The sequence below is a fragment of the Cupriavidus sp. P-10 genome (genome assembly GCF_003402535.2).
In the GTDB taxonomy this organism is placed as follows: Bacteria; Pseudomonadota; Gammaproteobacteria; order Burkholderiales; family Burkholderiaceae; genus Cupriavidus.
On the sequence record NZ_AP025170.1, the window covers coordinates 3,509,965 to 3,527,949 of the forward strand.

General features: G+C 67.7%; 19 protein-coding genes and 1 pseudogene. 9 read left to right on the plus strand and 11 right to left on the minus strand.

Going from position 1 to position 17,985, the window contains the following annotated elements; translation table 11 throughout:
- Positions 1-56 precede the first annotated feature (56 nt).
- From CTP10_RS16235 to CTP10_RS16265, 7 genes are all read right to left on the minus strand, one after another.
- The gene (locus tag CTP10_RS16235; protein WP_116319955.1) at positions 57-473 is read right to left on the minus strand and encodes an ArsR/SmtB family transcription factor; all 417 of its coding nucleotides are present in this window, start codon (positions 471-473) and stop codon (positions 57-59) included.
- Positions 474-569: 96 nt separating this feature from the next.
- On the minus strand, positions 570-1,463 hold the full coding sequence (locus tag CTP10_RS16240; protein ID WP_116319956.1) for an EamA family transporter: 894 nt from the start codon (positions 1,461-1,463) through the stop codon (positions 570-572).
- Positions 1,464-1,645: 182 nt separating this feature from the next.
- Positions 1,646-2,920, minus strand: a complete 1,275-nt coding sequence (locus tag CTP10_RS16245) for an NAD(P)/FAD-dependent oxidoreductase (RefSeq protein ID WP_116319957.1) — start codon at positions 2,918-2,920, stop codon at positions 1,646-1,648.
- Positions 2,921-2,933: 13 nt separating this feature from the next.
- A complete protein-coding gene (locus CTP10_RS16250) occupies positions 2,934-3,314 on the minus strand; it encodes a c-type cytochrome (protein ID WP_116319958.1) in 381 nt (126 codons plus the stop codon).
- A gap of 162 nt (positions 3,315-3,476) precedes the next feature.
- Positions 3,477-4,316, minus strand: a complete 840-nt coding sequence (locus CTP10_RS16255; RefSeq protein WP_116319959.1) for a BON domain-containing protein — start codon at positions 4,314-4,316, stop codon at positions 3,477-3,479.
- Between the two features lie 63 nt (positions 4,317-4,379).
- Positions 4,380-4,967, minus strand: coding sequence for a phosphoheptose isomerase (locus CTP10_RS16260; protein ID WP_116319960.1), 588 nt, complete (start codon positions 4,965-4,967; stop codon positions 4,380-4,382).
- Positions 4,968-5,020: 53 nt separating this feature from the next.
- Positions 5,021-5,416, minus strand: coding sequence for a YraN family protein (locus tag CTP10_RS16265; RefSeq protein WP_116319961.1), 396 nt, complete (start codon positions 5,414-5,416; stop codon positions 5,021-5,023).
- A gap of 15 nt (positions 5,417-5,431) precedes the next feature.
- Here CTP10_RS16265 and rsmI point away from each other — a divergent pair, with 15 nt between their 5' ends.
- On the plus strand, positions 5,432-6,340 hold the full coding sequence (rsmI, locus tag CTP10_RS16270; RefSeq protein WP_116319962.1) for a 16S rRNA (cytidine(1402)-2'-O)-methyltransferase: 909 nt from the start codon (positions 5,432-5,434) through the stop codon (positions 6,338-6,340).
- Between the two features lie 88 nt (positions 6,341-6,428).
- Here rsmI and CTP10_RS16275 read toward each other — a convergent pair whose 3' ends face one another.
- Complete coding sequence (locus CTP10_RS16275; RefSeq protein ID WP_199414597.1) at positions 6,429-7,193, minus strand: septal ring lytic transglycosylase RlpA family protein; 765 nt, start codon at positions 7,191-7,193, stop codon at positions 6,429-6,431.
- Between the two features lie 294 nt (positions 7,194-7,487).
- Here CTP10_RS16275 and CTP10_RS16280 point away from each other — a divergent pair, with 294 nt between their 5' ends.
- From CTP10_RS16280 to CTP10_RS16290, 3 genes and pseudogenes are all read left to right on the plus strand, one after another.
- Positions 7,488-8,138, plus strand: coding sequence for an MBL fold metallo-hydrolase (locus CTP10_RS16280; RefSeq protein ID WP_116319963.1), 651 nt, complete (start codon positions 7,488-7,490; stop codon positions 8,136-8,138).
- Positions 8,024-8,799: pseudogene (locus tag CTP10_RS16285) on the plus strand (exonuclease). The gene CTP10_RS16280 and the pseudogene CTP10_RS16285 overlap by 115 nt, the downstream one beginning before the upstream one ends.
- A gap of 208 nt (positions 8,800-9,007) precedes the next feature.
- Complete coding sequence (locus tag CTP10_RS16290; protein ID WP_116320130.1) at positions 9,008-9,241, plus strand: hypothetical protein; 234 nt, start codon at positions 9,008-9,010, stop codon at positions 9,239-9,241.
- An 81-nt stretch (positions 9,242-9,322) separates the two neighbouring features.
- On the opposite strand, the gene arsC is transcribed toward CTP10_RS16290, so the two are convergent.
- Complete coding sequence (gene arsC / locus CTP10_RS16295; RefSeq protein WP_116319965.1) at positions 9,323-9,682, minus strand: arsenate reductase (glutaredoxin); 360 nt, start codon at positions 9,680-9,682, stop codon at positions 9,323-9,325.
- Between the two features lie 181 nt (positions 9,683-9,863).
- Here arsC and CTP10_RS16300 point away from each other — a divergent pair, with 181 nt between their 5' ends.
- Positions 9,864-10,439 carry a GNAT family N-acetyltransferase gene (locus CTP10_RS16300; RefSeq protein WP_116319966.1) on the plus strand — a complete coding sequence of 192 codons (576 nt, stop codon included), beginning with the start codon at positions 9,864-9,866 and terminating at the stop codon, positions 10,437-10,439.
- A gap of 143 nt (positions 10,440-10,582) precedes the next feature.
- Here CTP10_RS16300 and CTP10_RS16305 read toward each other — a convergent pair whose 3' ends face one another.
- Both CTP10_RS16305 and CTP10_RS16310 read right to left on the minus strand, forming a co-directional pair.
- Positions 10,583-11,833, minus strand: a complete 1,251-nt coding sequence (locus CTP10_RS16305; protein ID WP_233528163.1) for a M20/M25/M40 family metallo-hydrolase — start codon at positions 11,831-11,833, stop codon at positions 10,583-10,585.
- 71 nt (positions 11,834-11,904) lie between these two features.
- Positions 11,905-13,185: an allantoate amidohydrolase gene (locus CTP10_RS16310; RefSeq protein WP_116319968.1), complete on the minus strand. Its 1,281-nt coding sequence runs from the start codon at positions 13,183-13,185 to the stop codon at positions 11,905-11,907.
- A gap of 393 nt (positions 13,186-13,578) precedes the next feature.
- Between CTP10_RS16310 and CTP10_RS16315 the strand changes: the two genes are divergently transcribed.
- The 4 genes from CTP10_RS16315 to CTP10_RS16330 all read left to right on the plus strand — a co-directional run bounded on the left by CTP10_RS16315 (position 13,579) and on the right by CTP10_RS16330 (position 17,977).
- Entirely contained in the window at positions 13,579-14,985 is a 1,407-nt protein-coding gene (locus CTP10_RS16315; RefSeq protein WP_116319969.1) for a C4-dicarboxylate transporter DctA, read from the plus strand.
- Between the two features lie 47 nt (positions 14,986-15,032).
- On the plus strand, positions 15,033-15,725 hold the full coding sequence (locus CTP10_RS16320; protein WP_116319970.1) for a GntR family transcriptional regulator: 693 nt from the start codon (positions 15,033-15,035) through the stop codon (positions 15,723-15,725).
- A 607-nt stretch (positions 15,726-16,332) separates the two neighbouring features.
- Entirely contained in the window at positions 16,333-17,136 is an 804-nt protein-coding gene (locus CTP10_RS16325; protein ID WP_116319971.1) for an SDR family oxidoreductase, read from the plus strand.
- A gap of 55 nt (positions 17,137-17,191) precedes the next feature.
- Positions 17,192-17,977 carry an enoyl-CoA hydratase-related protein gene (locus CTP10_RS16330; protein ID WP_116319972.1) on the plus strand — a complete coding sequence of 262 codons (786 nt, stop codon included), beginning with the start codon at positions 17,192-17,194 and terminating at the stop codon, positions 17,975-17,977.
- Positions 17,978-17,985 lie beyond the last annotated feature (8 nt).

Below are 17,985 nucleotides of genomic sequence, written 5' to 3' on the forward strand. Positions count from 1 at the left end.
GTGCCGCCGCGCGGTCGCGCAACAGCTATCGATTGGCCGGAAGAGCCGGATCGCGCTCAGCTTGCCGCCCGGCGCCTGCGCGCGGGCGCTGCCTCGGGCTGCGCCATGAAGCGGTCGACCGCGCCGGAGGGCAAGGCGTTGTCCTCCAGCCGGCTGGCCACCTGCACGCATACGGTGCGGCACAGCTCGATCACGCTCTCGTCCGCAATCGCGTAGAAGACGAGGTTGGCCTCCTTGCGGCGCGACAGCACGCCCGAGCGGTACATCGCGTTGAGATGCCGCGACACGTTGGTCTGCGACGAACCCACCGTCTCGACCACCGTGCTGACCGGCTTCTCGCCATCGCACAAGGCGTGCAGGATCTTCAGCCGCGTCGGCTCCGCCAGCAGGCTGAAGTAGCCCGACACCTTCTCGAATACGCGATCCAGCTCTTCCATGCCATCCAATATATTCGTATATGCGTGAATGCGCATATGGTGTTTACCCAATGATGCAGAACAACATGATTGTGCCGGCCATGGCTGCGCGGCACCAATCATGGTTTGCCAGCGGTGGCGCCGGGTGGTGGCCTATCGGCGCTGCATTGCCCTGCCCGCCCACAGGCGCCGGCCGAACACATTGAGCAGCAGCCCCGCCATGACCACCGCCGCGCCCCCCCATTGCGCCGGCGACAGGTCTTCACCCAGCAACACATGCGCCGACACCAGTCCCACCACCGGCACCAGCAGCGTCAGCGGCGCCACCTGGCTGGCGGGATAGCGCGTCAGCAGCCGGCCCCACATGGTGTAGCCGAACACGGTGGCGGCGAATGCCAGGTACGCCACGGCGAACACGCCCATGGCCGACACATGCGTGACGCTCTGCACGATGCGCGCCGGCCCTTCCGCCCACAGAGACAGCAGCGTGAACGGCACGATCGGCACCAGCGCGCCCCAGATCACCAGTCCCAGCAGGTCGACCGGTCCGATTTTCTTGCTGACGATATTGCCGCTGGCCCAGCAGAACGCCGCGCACAGCGTCAGCACGAAGCCGGCCACGCTCATGCCACCGGTGCTGGCGGCGGCACCCGAGCCGATCAGCGCCAGTCCGGCGGCGGCAACCGCCATGCCGGCGATGTTGTGCCAGCGCACAGGTTCGCCCAGCCACAGCGCAGCAATCGCCAGCGTGAAGAACGCCTGCGACTGGAGCACCAGCGAAGCCAGCCCGGCCGGCATGCCCACCGCCATCGCGTAGAACAGGAAGGCGAACTGGCCCAGGCTGATGGTCACGCCGTACGCCAGCAGCAAGCGCCACGGCACGCGCGGCCGCGGCACGAAGAAGATCGCGGGGAAGACCACCAGCAGGAATCGCAATGCGCCGAGCAGCATCGGCGGCATGCCCGCCAGCCCTACCTTGATGATGACGAAGTTGACGCCCCAGACGCAGACGATGGCGAGGGCGAGGAGACGGTCTCTGGCTTGCATGGCGGGGGCGGCCTGGATGGCCGGTCTCTATGGCGATTGGGGGGGCGATCAAACCCCCAAGCCTACCAGCCGCCCCGCGCGCGGCATTGCACGTTCTTGCGGTTTTGTCATGAGGCGCCTGGCGCGCTCCGAACTTCCAGGGCCTTACGCCAGTGCCTAACGCCAGTGCCTAATGCCAGTGCCTATCCCAGCATCTCCGACCAGATGCCCTTGGCCCACGACAGCGCGTACACCCCCTCCAGCGTATTGGGCGCGTCCGACAGCCCGCCCGAGCCCGGCACGGTCAGCATGGTCTTCTGCGCGGCATCGTAGCGGTGCACGCTCGCCACATGCACCGCCTCGCGGTCCGAGGTAAAGCTGTAGCAGGTGTTGTTATAGAGCGGCTGCGGGTCCGGCGCCCGGCCCGAGAGCAGCGCCACGATCGCCGCCGCCGCCACCTTGCCATGCTGGTTGGCCATATGGCCGGACTTGGGCATCAGCTGCGCGATCTGGATGGCGTCGCCGACCACATGGATATTGGGCGCCGCGCGCGACTCGAATGTGACGAAATCGACATCGCACCACTTGGCATTGGCCGTGGCCAGCCCCGTCGCCACCGCGATCGCGCCCGCGCGCTGCGGCGGCAGCACGTTGATCACGTCGGCGCGCACGTCCTCCTGCACCTCGAACTTGAGCGTGCGCGTGGCCGGGTCGACGTCGACCGTGTTGTATTGCGGCCGGTACTCGACCATGCCGGCATACTGCCCCGCCCACACCTTGCGGAACAGGCCGGCCTTGGACGTGATGTCCGGGTTGGCGTCCAGGACCAGCACCTTGCTGCGAGGCTTGTGCTGCTTGAAATAGTGCGCCACCTGGCAAACACGCTCGTATGGGCCGGGCGGGCAGCGGTACGGTGCCGTAGGGATGGTGATGGCGTAGGTGCCACCATCGGGCATCGCTTCCAGCTGGCGGCGCAGCGCCACGGTCTGCGGGCCGGCCTTCCAGGCGTGCAGCACCTGGTCGCCGCCGGGCCGCTTCAGGCCGGGCAGCGCATCGCTCATCAGGTCGATGCCGGGCGACAGCAGCAGGCGATCGTAGGACAGCGTGCTGCCACTGGCCAGCCGCACCGTGCGCTTGCCCGGATCGATGGCGACGGCAGTGTCGCGCACCAGTTTCACGCCGTGGCGGCGCACCAGCTGGTCGTACGACAGCGTGATGTCGCCCATCTGCCGGCTGCCCCCGATCACCAGGTTGGACAGCGGGCAGGAGATAAACACAGGGTTGGGTTCGACCAGCGTGACTTCGATGGCATTGCCGCTCCACTCGCGCAGGTAGCGCGCGGCGGTGGCGCCGCCGTAGCCGCCGCCGATCACCACCACCCTGGCCGGCGCCGCGGCCCTCGCCGCGAGTACGCCCATCGAGCCCATCGAACCCAGCACCGCGGCGCCGGCGGCGCCCAGGAAATGTCGTCGTTGCATGGCGCTCTCCCCCTCAACGCACGTTGGCGAACCACGCCGCGATCACGGCGAGCTGGTCGTCGGTGTAGCCCTTGGCGATCTGGTGCATCACCGTGGCCGGGCGTGCCCCGGAACGGAACGCCTGCATCTGCGCCATCAGTTCGGCCTGCTGGCGTCCGGCCAGCGACGGGATGGTGCTGCCTTCGGGCGCACGGCCGGATGGCCCGTGGCAACTGGTGCAGGCGGCGGCATGGCTGCGTGCGCGCTGGGCGGCGTCGATGGCGGGGACTGCGGCGGGAACCGAGGCAGGGACAGAGGCCGCGGGATCGGCGGACAGCGCGGGCTGGGCGCCGCACAGCGCCGAGGCCAGCATTGCCAGCCGCACGATCACAGCGGGCCGGGGGATGGTTGTCATGGTCTCGCTCCGTGTGGGGATGCCGGGCGCTGGCATCGGCAAGATGCCGGCGGGCGTGGCAACCGTATCACATCGGAAGCGGGCGGTGTGCGGTGAAAACCGCAGAACGAAAAACGGCGCCCGCATGTGCGGACGCCGTTGATCGGCAGCGAGTCAGCCCGCTCAGGGCAGACTCCGGCCCGGCGGCAGCGCAACGGGCGAGGAGACCGGCGAACTTACCGGGCTGGTAGTCACCTGGCTGGGCGTGCTGGCCGGCGCATCGACCGGTCCGCCCACGCCAGGCACCGACTGCACCGGCGCCGGCGTGCCGACGGTGCCATCCATCGACGGGTTCTGCGCGGTCGAGGCCGAATCCAGGCGCGCGCGCTCGGTGTCGTTGACGTAGTCGAATGCCTTGACGACCTTGGTCACGCCGGAGGCGTTGCGCGCCACGTCGGTGGCGCGGTCGCCTTCCTGCTGGGTGACCACGCCGAGCAGGTAGACCACGCTCTTCTCGGTGGTGATCTTGATCGAGTTCGACGGCACGCCATCCGCGGTCATCAGCAGCGTCTTGACCTTGCTGGTCAGGTAAGCGTCCTGGCTCTGCGTCATGAAGCCGGGCGAACTGACCACTTCGAGCTCGTTGATCACCACGCGCGCATTCTGCAGGCCGCGCACGTACTGCTCGACCTGCTGCTTGACGCTGTCGTTGCTGGCCTCGCCGGTGAGCAGAACCTTGCGGTTGAACACGGTCACGTTGACGCGGGCCTGGCCGCTGTAGCGCGAGTTGATGGTGCTCTCGGCTTCCATTTGCAGGCCGCGGTCGACGGTCTGCGTGGCGGCCGGGCGGCGGTCGGTGGCCATGGTCACGCCGGTTCCGACGGCGCCGGCGATCACGGGGAAGCAGCCGGCCAGCTGAGTGGCGGAAACCAGCACCGCCGCCGCGGTCAGCGTGGCGCGAAGGATGCGGCCGGTGCCGGCGGCGCCGGTCCGGGGTTCAGGCGTAGTGGGCAGGTTCGTCATGCGGTCCTTGCTGTGGCTGGATGTTGGAAATTGGGTCGGAAGTGAGGAAGCAGGCGAGCGCGCTCAGGCTTCCCCGAGCAATGCCTCGTCGATGCCGTCGCACAGGCAATGCAGCGTCAGCAGGTGCACTTCCTGGATGCGCGCGGTGCGCTCGCTCGGCACGCACACGTGGATATCGAATTCGTCGAGCAGGCCGCCGATGACGCCGCCACCCTTGCCGGTCAGCGCAATCACGGCCATCTCGCGCTGGCGCGCCGCCTCGACCGCGGCGATCACATTGGCCGAGTTGCCCGAGGTGGAGATCGCCAGCAGGATGTCGCCGGGCACGCCCAGGGCCTCGACCTGCTTGGAAAATACCTTGCTGAAGTCATAGTCGTTGCCGATCGCGGTCAGGATCGAGCTGTCGGTGGTCAGCGCGATCGCCGCCAGGCCCGGGCGCTCGCGCTCGAAGCGCCCCACCAGCTCGGCCGCGAAGTGCTGCGCATCGGCCGCCGAGCCACCGTTGCCGCACGCCAGGATCTTGTTGCCGCTGGTCAGCGCGCCGACCATGCGTTCCACGGCGGCGTCGATATATGGGGCCATTGCCGCCGCGGCCTGTCGCTTGGTCTCGGCGCTGTCTAGGAATTGTTGCTGGATACTCTCGATACTCATGGCTCTGTGGCCTTTCATTGGCAGTTGCGCGCTGCCTCGCGCGCCAGCGCGCATTATGTACCAGCTGCTGCGGCGTCCAGGTCAAACGCGTGCTGCAGCCACTCCAGCCGGCCCGGCTCCAGCGCCACCACGTCGAACCGGCACGGCGGCAACTGCGCCAGCGTGGCCAGGTAGTGTGCCGCAGCCAGCAGCACGCGGCGCTGCTTGGCTGGCGTGACGCTGGCGGCGGCGCCGCCGAAACCGCGTCCGCTGCGCTGGCGCACCTCCACGAACACCAGCGTGCCGTCCGGCGCGCGCATTACCAGGTCGATCTCGCCGCCTTTGCAGCGATAATTGCGGATCACGGGCTGCAGGCCCTGGCGCCGCAAATGCGCCAGCGCCCGGTCCTCCGCCCGCATCCCGCGCGCCTGCGCGCCGGTCAGCTGCGTGGTGGATTTGAATGATGGCATCGACGGAAGTTCTCAATGAGTGACTGGATCTCGCTGGCGGCCGGCCAGTCGTACCCGGGCGGCACGCTGTATGTCGTGGCCACGCCCATCGGCAATGTCGCGGACCTGTCGCTGCGGGCGCTGCATGTGCTCGGCCTGGCCGACGCGGTGGCCTGCGAAGACACCCGCAATACCGCCCAACTGCTGTCGCGCGTGGGCCTGCAGCGGCCGCTGGTGGCCGTGCACGAGCACAACGAGCGCGAGGCGGCCGGCCGCATTGCCGCGCGGCTGGCCGCGGGCGAGCGTATCGCCTACGTCTCGGACGCCGGCACGCCGGGCATTTCGGATCCGGGCGCCAGGCTGGTCGAGGCGGTGCGCGCCGCCGGCCACCCGGTGGTGCCCCTGCCCGGCCCCAGTGCCGCGGTGGCCGCGCTGTCGGTGGCGGGCGAAATGCTCGACGCCGGCGAAGGCCGCTTCACCTTCGTCGGCTTCCTGCCGAGCAAACCGAAGGCGCGCGGCGAGGCCATCGCGCGGCTCGCCGCGCTGGACCATGCCTGGGTCTGCTACGAGGCGCCGCACCGCATTGCCGACACGCTGGCCGCGCTTGCCGCCGGCCTGCCGGCCGAGCGCCGCCTGCTGGTCGGGCGCGAGCTGACCAAGCTGTTCGAGGACATCGCGGTGGTGACCGCAGCGCAGGCGCCGGCGTGGCTGGCGGCCGACCCCAACCGGGCCAAAGGGGAATTCGTGCTGGTGGTGGAAGGCGCCGGTGGTGACGCGGCTGCGGACGGTGCGCCGGATGCCGAGGCGCAGCGCGTGCTGGGACTGTTGCTGGCGGAACTGCCGGCCAAGCGCGCCGCCAAGCTGGCGGCCGCGATTACCGGGGCCAGCACCGACGCGCTCTACCAGCTGGCGCTGGCGCAACGTTCCGGAAACAGCGGGGACTGAAGCCGCCCGGGCGACGGCGCCGGGGCGATGCGGGGAAAGTAACGGAGAGGTGTCAGCGCGCGGTGGCATGCATCGGGCGCTGCCGGCGTCAGTGGCGCTTGCGCTTGACGGTCTTGCCGCTGGCCTTGGCCTTGCGCGCCTTGGCGGGCGCCAGCGAGTTGGCCAGTTCGGGCACGGAGACATCGTCGTCGCCGCTGCCATCGCCGGCCTCGGTGCCGCTGGCATCGATCTGCGGGCCCAGCGCCGCGACTTCGGTGCGCGTCAGCCGGCGGATCTCGACGTTGGTGGCGCCGCGTTCGACGAAGCCAAGCCGGCGGGCGGCGCCCATGGACACGTCCAGCACACGGTTGCCGTGGTAAGGACCGCGGTCGTTGATGCGCAGCACCGCGACCTTGTTGTTGCGCAGGTTGCGCACCAGCACCCAGCTGTCGAGCGGCAGCGACGGATGGGCGGCGGTCATCGCGCGCATGTCGAAGCGCTCGCCATTGGCGGTCTTGCGGCCATGGAAGCCCTTGCCGTACCAGGAAGCGACGCCGCGCTGCTCGAAGGTGCCGATGTCCGCGCGCAGGCCGTCGAGCGAGCTGCCGCTGCGGCCTTCGTCCGGGTCGTAGCCGAACAGGTTCCAGCTGCCGCCTTCGGACGACGCACGGGCGCTCCTGTCCGCGTCGTTGCGGCCAGCCTTGCCGGCGTTCTTCGCGGCGCGCGTGGGCACCGCGTTCGACGTACCGGCAACGTCCGCATTGTCGCCCTCGGGGGGCGTGGCACAAGCGGCCAGCACCAGGGCGCATGCGCTGCATGTCCCGAGCTTGGCCAGCCGTTGCCAGCGCTTGGTGAGGGCGGTGAAATTAAGCATGGGCGCGAGTCTAGCATTGACTATTGCTGACTATCTCTTTCATTTTGTTACGAAATCTGTTCGATCTCGCACGAACGGGATCTATCTCGCCCGCGATCCACGGCGTGACAAGGGATTGCGGGCGATTGGGCGATTTTGTAACTGAGTGGTCATTACGTCTCATTCAGTCATGCGCCGCAACAATTTAGCCCCTGGCGCTACAATGCAAAGCATGAATGCCGGCCAGTTTTTCGACACTGTCGCGGCGCGTGCGGCGCGAGTTGTACATGCCGCATGGATCACAAAAAATCACCGATGAAAGTCCTCCTTATTCCGGTCACCCCCTTCCAGCAAAACTGTTCGCTGCTGATCGACGAAAGCACCGGCACCGCAGCCGTCTGCGACCCCGGCGGCGACCTCGAGCGCATCCGCGAAGCGCTCCGGGAGCAAGGGGTCACGCTGCAGAAAATCTTCCTGACGCACGGTCATGTCGACCACTGCGCCGGTGCCGCGGCGCTGGCGCGCGAATTCGGCATCCCCATCGAAGGGCCGCAGCAGGACGAGCGTTTCTGGATCGAGCAGCTGCCCGACCAGACGCGGCGCTTCGGTTTCGGCCATGCGGAAAGCTTCGAACCCGACCGCTGGCTGGAAAACGGCGACACCGTGCAGTTCGGCAATGAAACGCTAGAGGTCTACCACTGCCCTGGCCACACGCCCGGCCACGTGGTGTTCTTCTCGCGCGCCAACAAGCTGGCGGTGGTGGGCGACGTGCTGTTCGCCGGCTCGATCGGCCGCACCGATTTCCCGCGCGGGAACCACGCCGACCTGATCCGCTCGATCCGCACGCGGCTATGGCCGCTGGGCGAGGACGTGACCTTCATTCCCGGCCACGGCCCGGTTTCAACCTTCGGCGAGGAGCGCCGCAACAACCCCTACGTGGCCGACCACCTGATCGACGTGGGCTGACGCCATGGCCAAGCGACAGCTGCCCGACGCCCGGCCGGAAATCTACGTCAGCACCGACGTCGAGGCCGACGGCCCCATTCCGGGCCCGCACTCGATGCTGTCGTTCGCTTCGGCGGCCATGCTGGCGGACAAGACGGTGATCGGCACGTTTTCGGCGAACCTGGAGACGCTGCCCGGCGCGGCGGGGCATCCGGTGCAGATGCAGTGGTGGCAGACCCAGCCCGAGGCCTGGAGCGCCTGCCGGCGCGACCTGCAGCGCCCGGAGGACGTGATGGTGCGCTACGTGGAGTGGGTCGAGAGCCTGCCCGGCAAGCCGGTCTTCGTGGCCTTCCCGGCCGGCTTCGATTTCACCTGGATGTTCTGGTACATGATGCGCTTCGCCGGGCGCTCGCCCTTCGGCTGGGCCGCGCTGGACATCAAGACGCTGGGCTTTGCGCTGACAGGCCGGCCTTACCGCAAGACCGTGAAAGCGGCATTCCCGAAGGAATGGCTGGATCCGCTGCCCCACACCCATGTGGCGCTGGACGATGCGCTGGAACAGGGTGCGCTGTTCTGCAACATGCTGGCAACGCTGCGCGCGCAGGAAGCGTCGCTGGCGAGCCTGGCGCCGGCCGTGGCCGATGGCGCGAGCGAGTCCTCACAGCCTGATCCAAAGCCCTGACGCGTTGCCGCAGCGCGGCATGTGCTGCGGCACGCCCCTTGCAGGCCGCGCTCTCGCATCTGCCGCCAACCCGCCTATAGTAGAAGTGGATGTGGCGCACCGGGCGAAACGAGCCAACCGACTATTCGGCGCAATTGCGCAACCCGCCATCATCCGCCTGACCGATGTTGCCCGGAGCCGCGCGGCGCCTGCCGAGGAGGTGTCGATCATGCGTTTTCCTACCGACCTGCACTTGAGAGACCTGGCCGGCCGGATTCACTGGCCGCATGGGTCGCACCCGAAGGGCGCCACGCCCATCACCCATCACCACACCTCGGATGAAGACGCCGAAGTCGCCAAGGCCACGCTGTACGTCAGTACGGTGACACTGGTGGTACTGCTGGTCGTGCTCGCGGCCATCGCTTTCGGTCAGGAGGCCATGCACTGGCTGGGTGTTCATTAGACGACCCGCCTGAAGCTGTTTGTCTCGCAGACCGGCCGGCCCCCACAGCTCGTGGGGGCCGGTTTTATTCCGGCGGCCGGTTCAGGCCAGCAGCGGCACTACGTTTTCGGGCGGGCGGCCGATGGCGGCGCGGCGGTTGCGCACGACCACCGGGCGCTGCAGCAGGATCGGGTTATCGGCCACGGCGGCCAGCAGCTCGGCATCGGTCAGGCCGGGATCGGCCAGGCCGAGTTCGGCGTAAGGCGCCTCGTTGTCGCGGATCATCTCGCGCACCGGCACGCCCAGCATGGTGTTGAGCTGTCGCAGCGCCGGCACGGACGGCGGGTTCTTCAGGTACTCCACGATTTCCACCGGCTCACCCAGGCGCCCGGCGGCTTCTTCGACCATGGCAAGCGTTTCGCGCGACTTGGAGCAGCGGGGGTTGTGGTAGATCGTGATCATGGCAGGTGTCCTTTCTTGTTGATGGGCGCCCCACGCTTGGGCGGTGGCACTAATGCGGTGCAAATCCAACGGCACTATATACAACACAACGGGCTGCGCGCAGGTACAAAGCCACAAGTGTCGGGCACGCATCCTGCGTTGCCCCAAGTCCATGCATCCGGCCACAGGCCTTGCTTCCGCAATGACAACCGCTACCGCCACCAAACGTCCTGTCCCCGCCCGCAAGCCGTTCACGCTGCGCGACGCCACCGCCGCCGACGTGCCGGCCATCCACGCCATCTACGCGCACCATGTCCTGCACGGCCGCGCTTCATTCGAGGAAGTGCCGCCGACCGTCGACGACATGCGCCTGCGCTTCGCCGAGGTGCACCGCAAGAACCTGCCCTACCTGGTCGCGGAGCGCGATGGCGAGGTGCTGGGCTACGCCTATGCGTCGGCCTACCGCACCCGCAGCGCCTACCGCTTCGCTATCGAGGATTCGATCTATATCGACCACCGCTGCGTGGGCGAGGGATTGGGACAGGCGCTGCTGTCAGCGCTGATCGCGCGCTGCGAGACCGGGCCGTGGCGCCAGATGGTCGCGGTGGTCGCCTGCACCGCCAGTGGCGAAGGTGCTGGCTCGGTGGCGGTGCATGAGCGGCTGGGGTTTCAAACCGTGGGCCGGCTGGAAGCGGTCGGCTATAAGCATGGGCAGTGGATCGATACGGTGTTGATGCAGCGGATGCTGGGGACGGGGGCGAAGACGCTGCCGGAGTAGGCGGAAGCGGCACACATCGCGACAACTGGCCGCCATCCTCTGGTAGCTCTCGCTGAAGAAACAAAAAAACGCCACGGCAATGCCCGTGGCGTTTTCATGCTGCAAGCGAGCAATGCCGATGACAGTCGTCCGGAACGACTCGCTTACTTCATCAGGTCCGACAACGCCAGCGCCACCACCTTGGTCGCACGGTTCAGGTCGTTCAGGCGCAGGTTCTCGTCCGAGTTGTGGCCACGTGCTTCCATCAGCGTGCGCGGGCCGGCACCGTACAGCACCGTCGGAATGCCGCGCTTGGTGTAGTGGCGGGCATCGGTGTAGAGCGGCACGCCCTGCACCGGGATTTCCACGCCGAACACCGACTCGGCACGGCTCTTCAGGGCACCAATCAGCTTCTCGACGCCCGGCAGTTCCGACAGCGGCTCGGCCAGGATGATGCGCTCGACCTTCACTTCGATGCCCGGGCGGTCCTTGGCGGCCTTCTCGACCACGGCGCGGATTTCGCCTTCGGCGTCGAAGCCGATTTCCTCGGGGATCATGCGGCGGTCAACGCGGAAGGTCACCAGGTCAGGCACCACGTTGGTGTTGATGCCGCCCTTGATCAGGCCGACGTTCAGCGTGGCGGTGTCGATGCCAGGCACCTTCGACTTGCGCGTGGCCAGCTCGGCACGCAGGCCGTAGATGGCTTGCAGGATATGGGTGGCGGCTTCAATCGCGTCGACGCCGGTGTGCGGCATGGCGGCGTGGCCTTGCTTGCCCTTGACCGTCACTTCGACGTGCAGGCAGCCGTTGTGCGACGAGGTGATGCCGTACGAGAAGCCGGCCGAGATGGCGTAGTCGGCCTTGCTCAGGTTGTTGTCGAGCAGGAACTTGGGACCGATGTCGCCGCCGGTTTCCTCGTCATAGGTGAACTGCAGTTCGACCGCGCCGTTGATCGTGGCGCCCTGCTTTTCGGCTTCCATCAGCGCCAGCACGGCGTAGGTGTAGGTGGCGAAGTCCGACTTGGACACCGCCACGCCGCGGCCGTACATGACCGGGCCGTGCTCGCTGTCGGCAATCTCGCCGCCGTACGGATCCTTGGTCCAGCCCAGGCCCGGGGGCACCACGTCGCCGTGGGCGTTCATGGCGATGGTCGGGCCGCCCGTGCCGAACTGCTTGCGCACGATCAGGTTGGTGGCGCTGATCATGCCGGCTGCCTTCACCTGCGCGTCGGGGACCTTGTGCGCCTCCACGGCAAAGCCCAGACCCTCCAGCAGTTCCCTGGCGCGCTTGCCGTGGGCATCGCAATCGCCTGCCGGGTTGTCCGAGGGCACCTTGACCAGCTCGGCCAGGAAGGCTTCCTGCTGCGGGCGGTGCTGGTCGATGAACTGCGTCAGCGTGGTTTCGGTGGGGTTCATATTGTCTCGTGCGGTCATGACTTGTTCTCGTAACTTCTCAGGAGGGTTCGGGTGGGCTTGCGGGCGCTGGCTTACTGCTGCAGCCGGAAGTGCTCGACGAAATCGCTGAACACGCGCGCGGACAGTGCTGCGTCCTCGGCGGTCATGGTTTCGGTGGGATGGTGGCTGATGCCGCCGTTGCCGCAGCGCACGAACAGCATGGCGACATCGGCGATGGCGGCAATGGCCATGGAGTCATGGCCGGCACCGGACGGCAGATGGCGCACGGGCACGCCCTGGCGGGCGATGGCGGCGGCCCATTGCTCTTGCAGCCACGGGGCGCAAGGCACGCTGTTCGCCTCGTGGGTCTTGCGCACTTGCACGCGCACGTTGCGGCGCGCGCACACGCGTTCGATCTCGGCCAGCACGTCGTTGACGGCGGCCTCGCGCTCGGCGTCGATGCCCGAGCGAATGTCGATGGAAAACACCGCGTGGCCCGGCACCACGTTGGTGGCGCCATTCGGCACGTTGAACTGGCCGACGGTGCCGACCAGGCCCGGCTTGCCGCCGCAGCGCTTTTCAATGTACAGGCCGATTTCGGCACCGGCCATGGCGGCATCGCGGCGCATGTCCATCGGCACCGTGCCGGCGTGGCCAGCCAGGCCTTCCAGTTCGACGATAAAGCGCGTGGCGCCAGAGATCGCGGTGACCACGCCGACCGGCAGGCCCTCGTTCAGCAGCACCGGACCCTGCTCGATATGCACCTCGATGAAAGCGGCAACCTTGCTGCGGTCATGCTTGGCGGCAGGCAGGTCGGCGGCGTCGAAGCCAGCCTCGCGCATCACTTCGCGCATGGTCTTGCCGCTGTCGTCGACATTGTCCAGCACCTTGTTGTCGAAGGTACCGGCAATGGCGCGGCTGCCCAGCAGCGTTGCCTTGAAGCGCACGCCCTCTTCCTCGGCAAAGCCGACTACTTCGAGCGCGAACGGGAAGCGCTTGCCCTGGCGGTTCCACTCGGCCACACAGGCAATCGGCAGGATCACGCCCAGGTTGCCGTCATAGCGGCCGCCGTCGCGCACGGTGTCGAAGTGCGAGCCGGTCAGCAGCGCCGGCGCGTCCGGCGTGGTGCCCTCATAGCGGCCGATCACGTTGCCGGCGGCATCGCGCCGCACCGTCATGCCGGCTTGCTGCATCCATTCGGTCAGCTGCGCGGCGGCGCCGTGGTGGGCCTCGGTCAGGTAGGTGCGGGTGAGCATGCCGGGCTGCTCGGTGTGGACGGCCAGGGTATCGGCCCAGGCCATGATGCGCGTGCCTACCTCTGCGGCTGCCGGCGCGGTTGTCGGCATGCTGGCCGACGACGGATTTGCTGCCATGCGTGTCTCCTGCTGGATGTACTTGAAAGCCGCGGCGGCGTGGCTGGCGGGGTGCCAGTGCGGGCGGGACGCCCAGGCCGAAGCTCTATTCTGTGCGATTCATGGTAGCACAGTGAATTCAAAAATTGCATACAAAAATGATATGCACTATATTCGGTTCCACGTTCAGACAATCCGCTGCGGACAATCCGGTCCGGACAACGGATTGCGTGGATTCCGCCCCAACAGGGGGGCTGTCCGCGCGGTGGCGCGCTCCCGACCCGGAGCCCCGCCCGAGACGTAAGGCCGGCAGCCCACCCAGCCGTCAGAGCAGTACGGGGCCGCCGGTGATTCCTGGATCGAAATGGGCCAGCCAGCGCACATGCACAGGACCGGCCCGGCACGGAGACAACCATGCAGCACGCAGTTCCCTCGCAGAACCGCCCGGGCACACCACGCCTGCACACCCGCTTTACCCGTTCGCTGTTCGGCCAGGTGCTGATCGCCCTGGTGATCGGCACCGCACTCGGCCTTGCCTTCCCCGAATTCGCAGCCAAGCTCAAGCCGCTCGGCGACGCCTTTATCAAGCTGATCAAGATGCTGATCGGCCCGATCGTGTTCTGCGTGGTGGTGGCCGGCATCTGCGGCGCCGGCGAGCTGAAGAAGGTCGGCCGCGTCGGCATCAAGGCGGTGGTGTACTTCGAGATCGTCACCACCATCGCGCTGGCGCTGGGCATTCTCCTGGCTTATGTGTTCCAGCCCGGCGTCGGCATGAACGTGGATCCGCGCTCGCTCGACGCGTCGGCCATTGCCGGTTTTATCGACAACGCCACCAAGGTGAAAGACCAGGGCACGGTCGACTTCCTGCTCAAGCTGATCCCCAATACCGTGTTCGGCGCCTTTGCCAACGGCGACGTGCTGCAGGTGCTGCTGGTGTCGATCCTGTTCGGCTGCGCGCTGTCGCTGGTGGGCGAGCCGGGCAGGCCGCTGGTCAGGCTGATCGACACGTTCTCGCACACGCTGTTCAAGATGATGGGCTTCATCATCAAGCTGGCGCCGCTGGGCGTGCTGGGCGCGGTGGCCTTCACCGTCGGCAAGTACGGCATCGGCTCGCTCAAGCAACTGGGCTTCCTGGTGTTCCTGTTCTACGGCGCGGTGATCGTGTTCGTGCTGGTGGTGCTGGGCACCATCATGCGCGTGTGCGGCTTCTCGGTGATCAAGCTGATCCGCTACCTGCGCGCCGAGCTGCTGGTGGTGCTGGGCACGGCCTCGTCCGACAGCGTGCTGCCGCAGGTGATGAAGAAGCTGGAGTTCATGGGTATCAAGAAGTCCGTGGTGGGCCTGGTGATCCCGACCGGCTATTCGTTCAACCTGGACGCGTTCTCGATCTACCTGACGCTGGCCGCGGTGTTCATCGCGCAGGCAACCAACACGCCGCTGGCGATGGGCGACCTGCTCGGCATCCTGGCGGTGGCGCTGGTCACCTCCAAGGGCGCGCACGGCATTCCGGGCTCGGCCATCGTGATCCTGGCGGCGACGCTGTCGGCGCATCCGGCAATCCCGGCGATCGGCCTGGTGCTGGTGCTGTCGGTGGACTGGTTTATCGGCATCGCGCGCGCGCTCGGCAACCTGATCGGCAACTGCGTGGCGACCGTGGTGGTGGCCGCGTGGGAGAAGGATATCGACCGGGCGCGGGCGCATGGCGTGCTCAATGGCACCATCGAGGCGACCGACCTCGATGCCGGCCTGGCCGCGATGGCAGAGGACGTGGCCGCTGCCGCTTCGCCGGCCGCCGTGCCCGGCACCGTCGCGGGGCGCTAGAATCACGGCATCTCCCCAACGCGCAGCCCCTGCGCAAGTGCGCTGCCATGCCCGAGCATATCGATCCTGACATGACCGCCGAAGCGATCGCCGAAGACATCGTCGCGGCGATCGTCTCGCACCGCCTGCCGCCCGGCACCAAGCTGCGCGAGGAGGCGCTGGCCAGCGTCTACCGCGTCAGCCGCACCAAGGTGCGCGCGGCGCTGCTGATGCTGAGCAAGGACAAGGTCATCCAGATCGTGCCGGACAAAGGGGCGTTCGTCGCCAAGCCCAGCGCGGAAGAGGCGCGCGAGGTCTTCGCCGTGCGCCGCATCCTGGAAGCGGCGCTGGCGCGAGAGTTCGTCGCCAAGGCCACCGCGGCCGACTACAAACGCATCGACAAGCACCTGGCCGCCGAGCGCAAGTCGCTGGGCGGCAACGATGCGCAGGTGCGCACCCGTCTGCTGGGCGATTTCCATATCGTGCTGGCCGAGGTGGTGGGCAACGGCGTGCTGACCGAGATGATGCGCGAGCTGTCGGCGCGCAGCGCGGTCATCACCATGCTGTACCAGTCGCGGCGCGATGCGGCGTGCTCGTCGGACGAGCATCGCGAGTTCATCGAGGCCGCGCGGGCTGGCGATGTCGAGCGCGCCGTCGCGCTGATGGTGGACCACCTCGGCCATGTCGAAGGCGCGCTGCATTTCGAGGAAACCCCGCCGGTGGCGCGGGGCAAGGACCTGGTCGCGGCGCTGCTGGCGTAGGACCAGAGTCGGCCGTTGAGCAGCGCTTGACGTGAGTCAAAGCGGCTTGGGCCGCGCCGGGGCACACTTGTCCTCGCCATGAAGACGCGGGGGCGCACTTCATGAGCACTCCGCCTTCCGCGCATCATTGCCGGAAGGCCGCCCGCACGCTGCAACGGTGTGCGGGCTTTCTTTTTTCTGAGGGCTGGCTTTTGCGGCGCTGAGCGTCGCCGGCCCGCGGGCCCCGGCAAACGATGCCGCCGCGCGGCATTTTCCCTTTCCGGCCAATCACTTGCGCAAACGCGGGCAGCCGGCAGGTCGTGCGGGGTCACGCACATTGCCGCGCCACACAGCTCCAGCGCTGGCGGAAAGCGGCCATAACCGAACGCGTCCTTCAGGTTAGGATCGCGAGGGCCCAATACAGAGGCCTGCGCCGCGGCATCGCCGCGGACGCGCACCAGAACAACCGTCATGGAGACCCATCATGCGTGATCGCACCGCGCCCGCGCGGCCGTCCGGCCTGCGTTCGCACCCTCTCCCGGTTTTCGTTTCCTGAGCGCCCCGCCCCGCTTCTGGCGGGTGCGTCCGCCCCTCGCATTGCCCTGACCATCGATCAAGAGGACTAACCATGCCCAGTGCCTTCCGCGCAGACGCCTTCGCCGGCAAGACCGTATTCATCGCCGGTGCTTCTTCCGGCATCAACCTCGGCATCGCGCACGGCTTCGCCCGCGCCGGCGCCAAGCTGGCGCTGATCAGCCGCACCGAGGACCGCATCCAGGCCGCTGCCGAAGGCATCGCCGCCGCGGGCGGCACCGCGATTGGCATGGCGGCCGACGTTCGCGACTATGCCGCGGTGGAAGCGGCACTGGCGCGCACGCGCCAGGAGCTCGGCCCGATCGACGTGGTGATCTCCGGGGCCGCCGGCAACTTCCTGGCACCAGTGGTCGGCATGTCGGCCAATGCGTTCAAGACCGTGGTCGACATCGACCTGCTCGGCACCTTCAACGTGTTCCGCGCCAGCTTCGACTACCTGAGCAAGCCGGGCGCATCGCTGATCGCGATCACCGCGCCGCAAGGCGTCAACGCCATGATGTTCCAGGCCCACGCCTGCGCGGCCAAGGCCGGCATCAACATGCTGATCAAGTGCCTGGCAATGGAATGGGGCCCGGCCGGCGTGCGCGTGAACGGCATCTCGCCCGGCCCGATCGCCGATACCGAAGGCATGGCGCGGCTGGCGCCGACGCCGGAGGTCGAGGCGCGCTACAAGGCCCGCCTGGCGCTGCGCGACTACGGCACCAAGGACGATATCGCCGACGCGGCGATGTACCTGAGCAGCGACAACGCGCACTACGTGACCGGCACCATCCTCGACTGCGATGGCGGCAGCAAGCTGGGCGACGCATCGGCCGATGCGCTCAAGCCCAACCGCTGATACCCGACCCGACAAATACACAAGAGCAACCACAACGATTCATGGAGATCCAACGATGACAGCATCCGTGCTCTACCAATCCAGCGCAGGCGTGGCGACGCTGACCCTGAACCGCCCGGACGTACTCAACGCGATGAACGCCGACCTGATGCGCGACCTGCGTGAAGGCGTGGATCGTGCCGCCGCCGACGCCGAAGTGCGCGCCGTACTGATCACCGGCGCGGGCCGCGGTTTCTGCGCCGGCGCCGACCTCGCGGCGCGCCAGGCTGGCGGCAACGGCATCCAGGATTCCGGCCAGATGCTGCGCGAGCGCTATCACCCGATCATCCTGGCGCTGCGCCAGATGCCCAAGCCGGTCATCACCGCGGTCAACGGTGTCGCCGCCGGTGCCGGCATGAGCCTGGCGCTGGCCGGCGACGTGGTGCTGGCGGGCCGCTCGGCCAGCTTCCTGCAGGCATTCTCCAAGATCGGCCTGATTCCCGATGCCGGCAGCACCTACTTCCTGCCGCGCTACGCCGGCGAGATGCGCGCCCGTGCGCTGGCCATGCTGGCCGAGAAGATCGACGCCGAGGAGGCGCACCGCATCGGCCTGGTGTGGAAGGTCCATGACGATGGCGCGCTGCAGGATGAAGCCGGCAAGCTCGCGCACCACCTCGCCGCCATGCCGACGCTGGCCTACGGCATGATCAAGGAAGCCCTGAACCAGAGCTTCGGCAACGATCTCGCCGCGCAACTGGAAGTCGAAGCCACGCTGCAATCGCGCGCCAGCCGCAGCGAAGACTGCAAGGAAGGCGTCGCCGCCTTCATCGAGAAGCGCAAGCCGCAGTTCAAGGGCCGCTGAGCAGCGCC

Bases quoted from the DNA above. Each gene is read 5' to 3' on its own strand.
- CTP10_RS16235 (WP_116319955.1), bottom strand. From the start codon at position 473: ATGCGCATTCACGCATATACGAATATATTGGATGGCATGGAAGAGCTG.
- CTP10_RS16240 (WP_116319956.1), bottom strand. From the start codon at position 1,463: ATGCAAGCCAGAGACCGTCTCCTCGCCCTCGCCATCGTCTGCGTCTGG.
- CTP10_RS16245 (WP_116319957.1), bottom strand. From the start codon at position 2,920: ATGCAACGACGACATTTCCTGGGCGCCGCCGGCGCCGCGGTGCTGGGT.
- CTP10_RS16250 (WP_116319958.1), bottom strand. From the start codon at position 3,314: ATGACAACCATCCCCCGGCCCGCTGTGATCGTGCGGCTGGCAATGCTG.
- CTP10_RS16255 (WP_116319959.1), bottom strand. From the start codon at position 4,316: ATGACGAACCTGCCCACTACGCCTGAACCCCGGACCGGCGCCGCCGGC.
- CTP10_RS16260 (WP_116319960.1), bottom strand. From the start codon at position 4,967: ATGAGTATCGAGAGTATCCAGCAACAATTCCTAGACAGCGCCGAGACC.
- CTP10_RS16265 (WP_116319961.1), bottom strand. From the start codon at position 5,416: ATGCCATCATTCAAATCCACCACGCAGCTGACCGGCGCGCAGGCGCGC.
- rsmI (WP_116319962.1), top strand. From the start codon at position 5,432: ATGAGTGACTGGATCTCGCTGGCGGCCGGCCAGTCGTACCCGGGCGGC.
- CTP10_RS16275 (WP_199414597.1), bottom strand. From the start codon at position 7,193: ATGCTTAATTTCACCGCCCTCACCAAGCGCTGGCAACGGCTGGCCAAG.
- CTP10_RS16280 (WP_116319963.1), top strand. From the start codon at position 7,488: ATGAAAGTCCTCCTTATTCCGGTCACCCCCTTCCAGCAAAACTGTTCG.
- CTP10_RS16290 (WP_116320130.1), top strand. From the start codon at position 9,008: ATGCGTTTTCCTACCGACCTGCACTTGAGAGACCTGGCCGGCCGGATT.
- arsC (WP_116319965.1), bottom strand. From the start codon at position 9,682: ATGATCACGATCTACCACAACCCCCGCTGCTCCAAGTCGCGCGAAACG.
- CTP10_RS16300 (WP_116319966.1), top strand. From the start codon at position 9,864: ATGACAACCGCTACCGCCACCAAACGTCCTGTCCCCGCCCGCAAGCCG.
- CTP10_RS16305 (WP_233528163.1), bottom strand. From the start codon at position 11,833: ATGAACCCCACCGAAACCACGCTGACGCAGTTCATCGACCAGCACCGC.
- CTP10_RS16310 (WP_116319968.1), bottom strand. From the start codon at position 13,185: ATGGCAGCAAATCCGTCGTCGGCCAGCATGCCGACAACCGCGCCGGCA.
- CTP10_RS16315 (WP_116319969.1), top strand. From the start codon at position 13,579: ATGCAGCACGCAGTTCCCTCGCAGAACCGCCCGGGCACACCACGCCTG.
- CTP10_RS16320 (WP_116319970.1), top strand. From the start codon at position 15,033: ATGCCCGAGCATATCGATCCTGACATGACCGCCGAAGCGATCGCCGAA.
- CTP10_RS16325 (WP_116319971.1), top strand. From the start codon at position 16,333: ATGCCCAGTGCCTTCCGCGCAGACGCCTTCGCCGGCAAGACCGTATTC.
- CTP10_RS16330 (WP_116319972.1), top strand. From the start codon at position 17,192: ATGACAGCATCCGTGCTCTACCAATCCAGCGCAGGCGTGGCGACGCTG.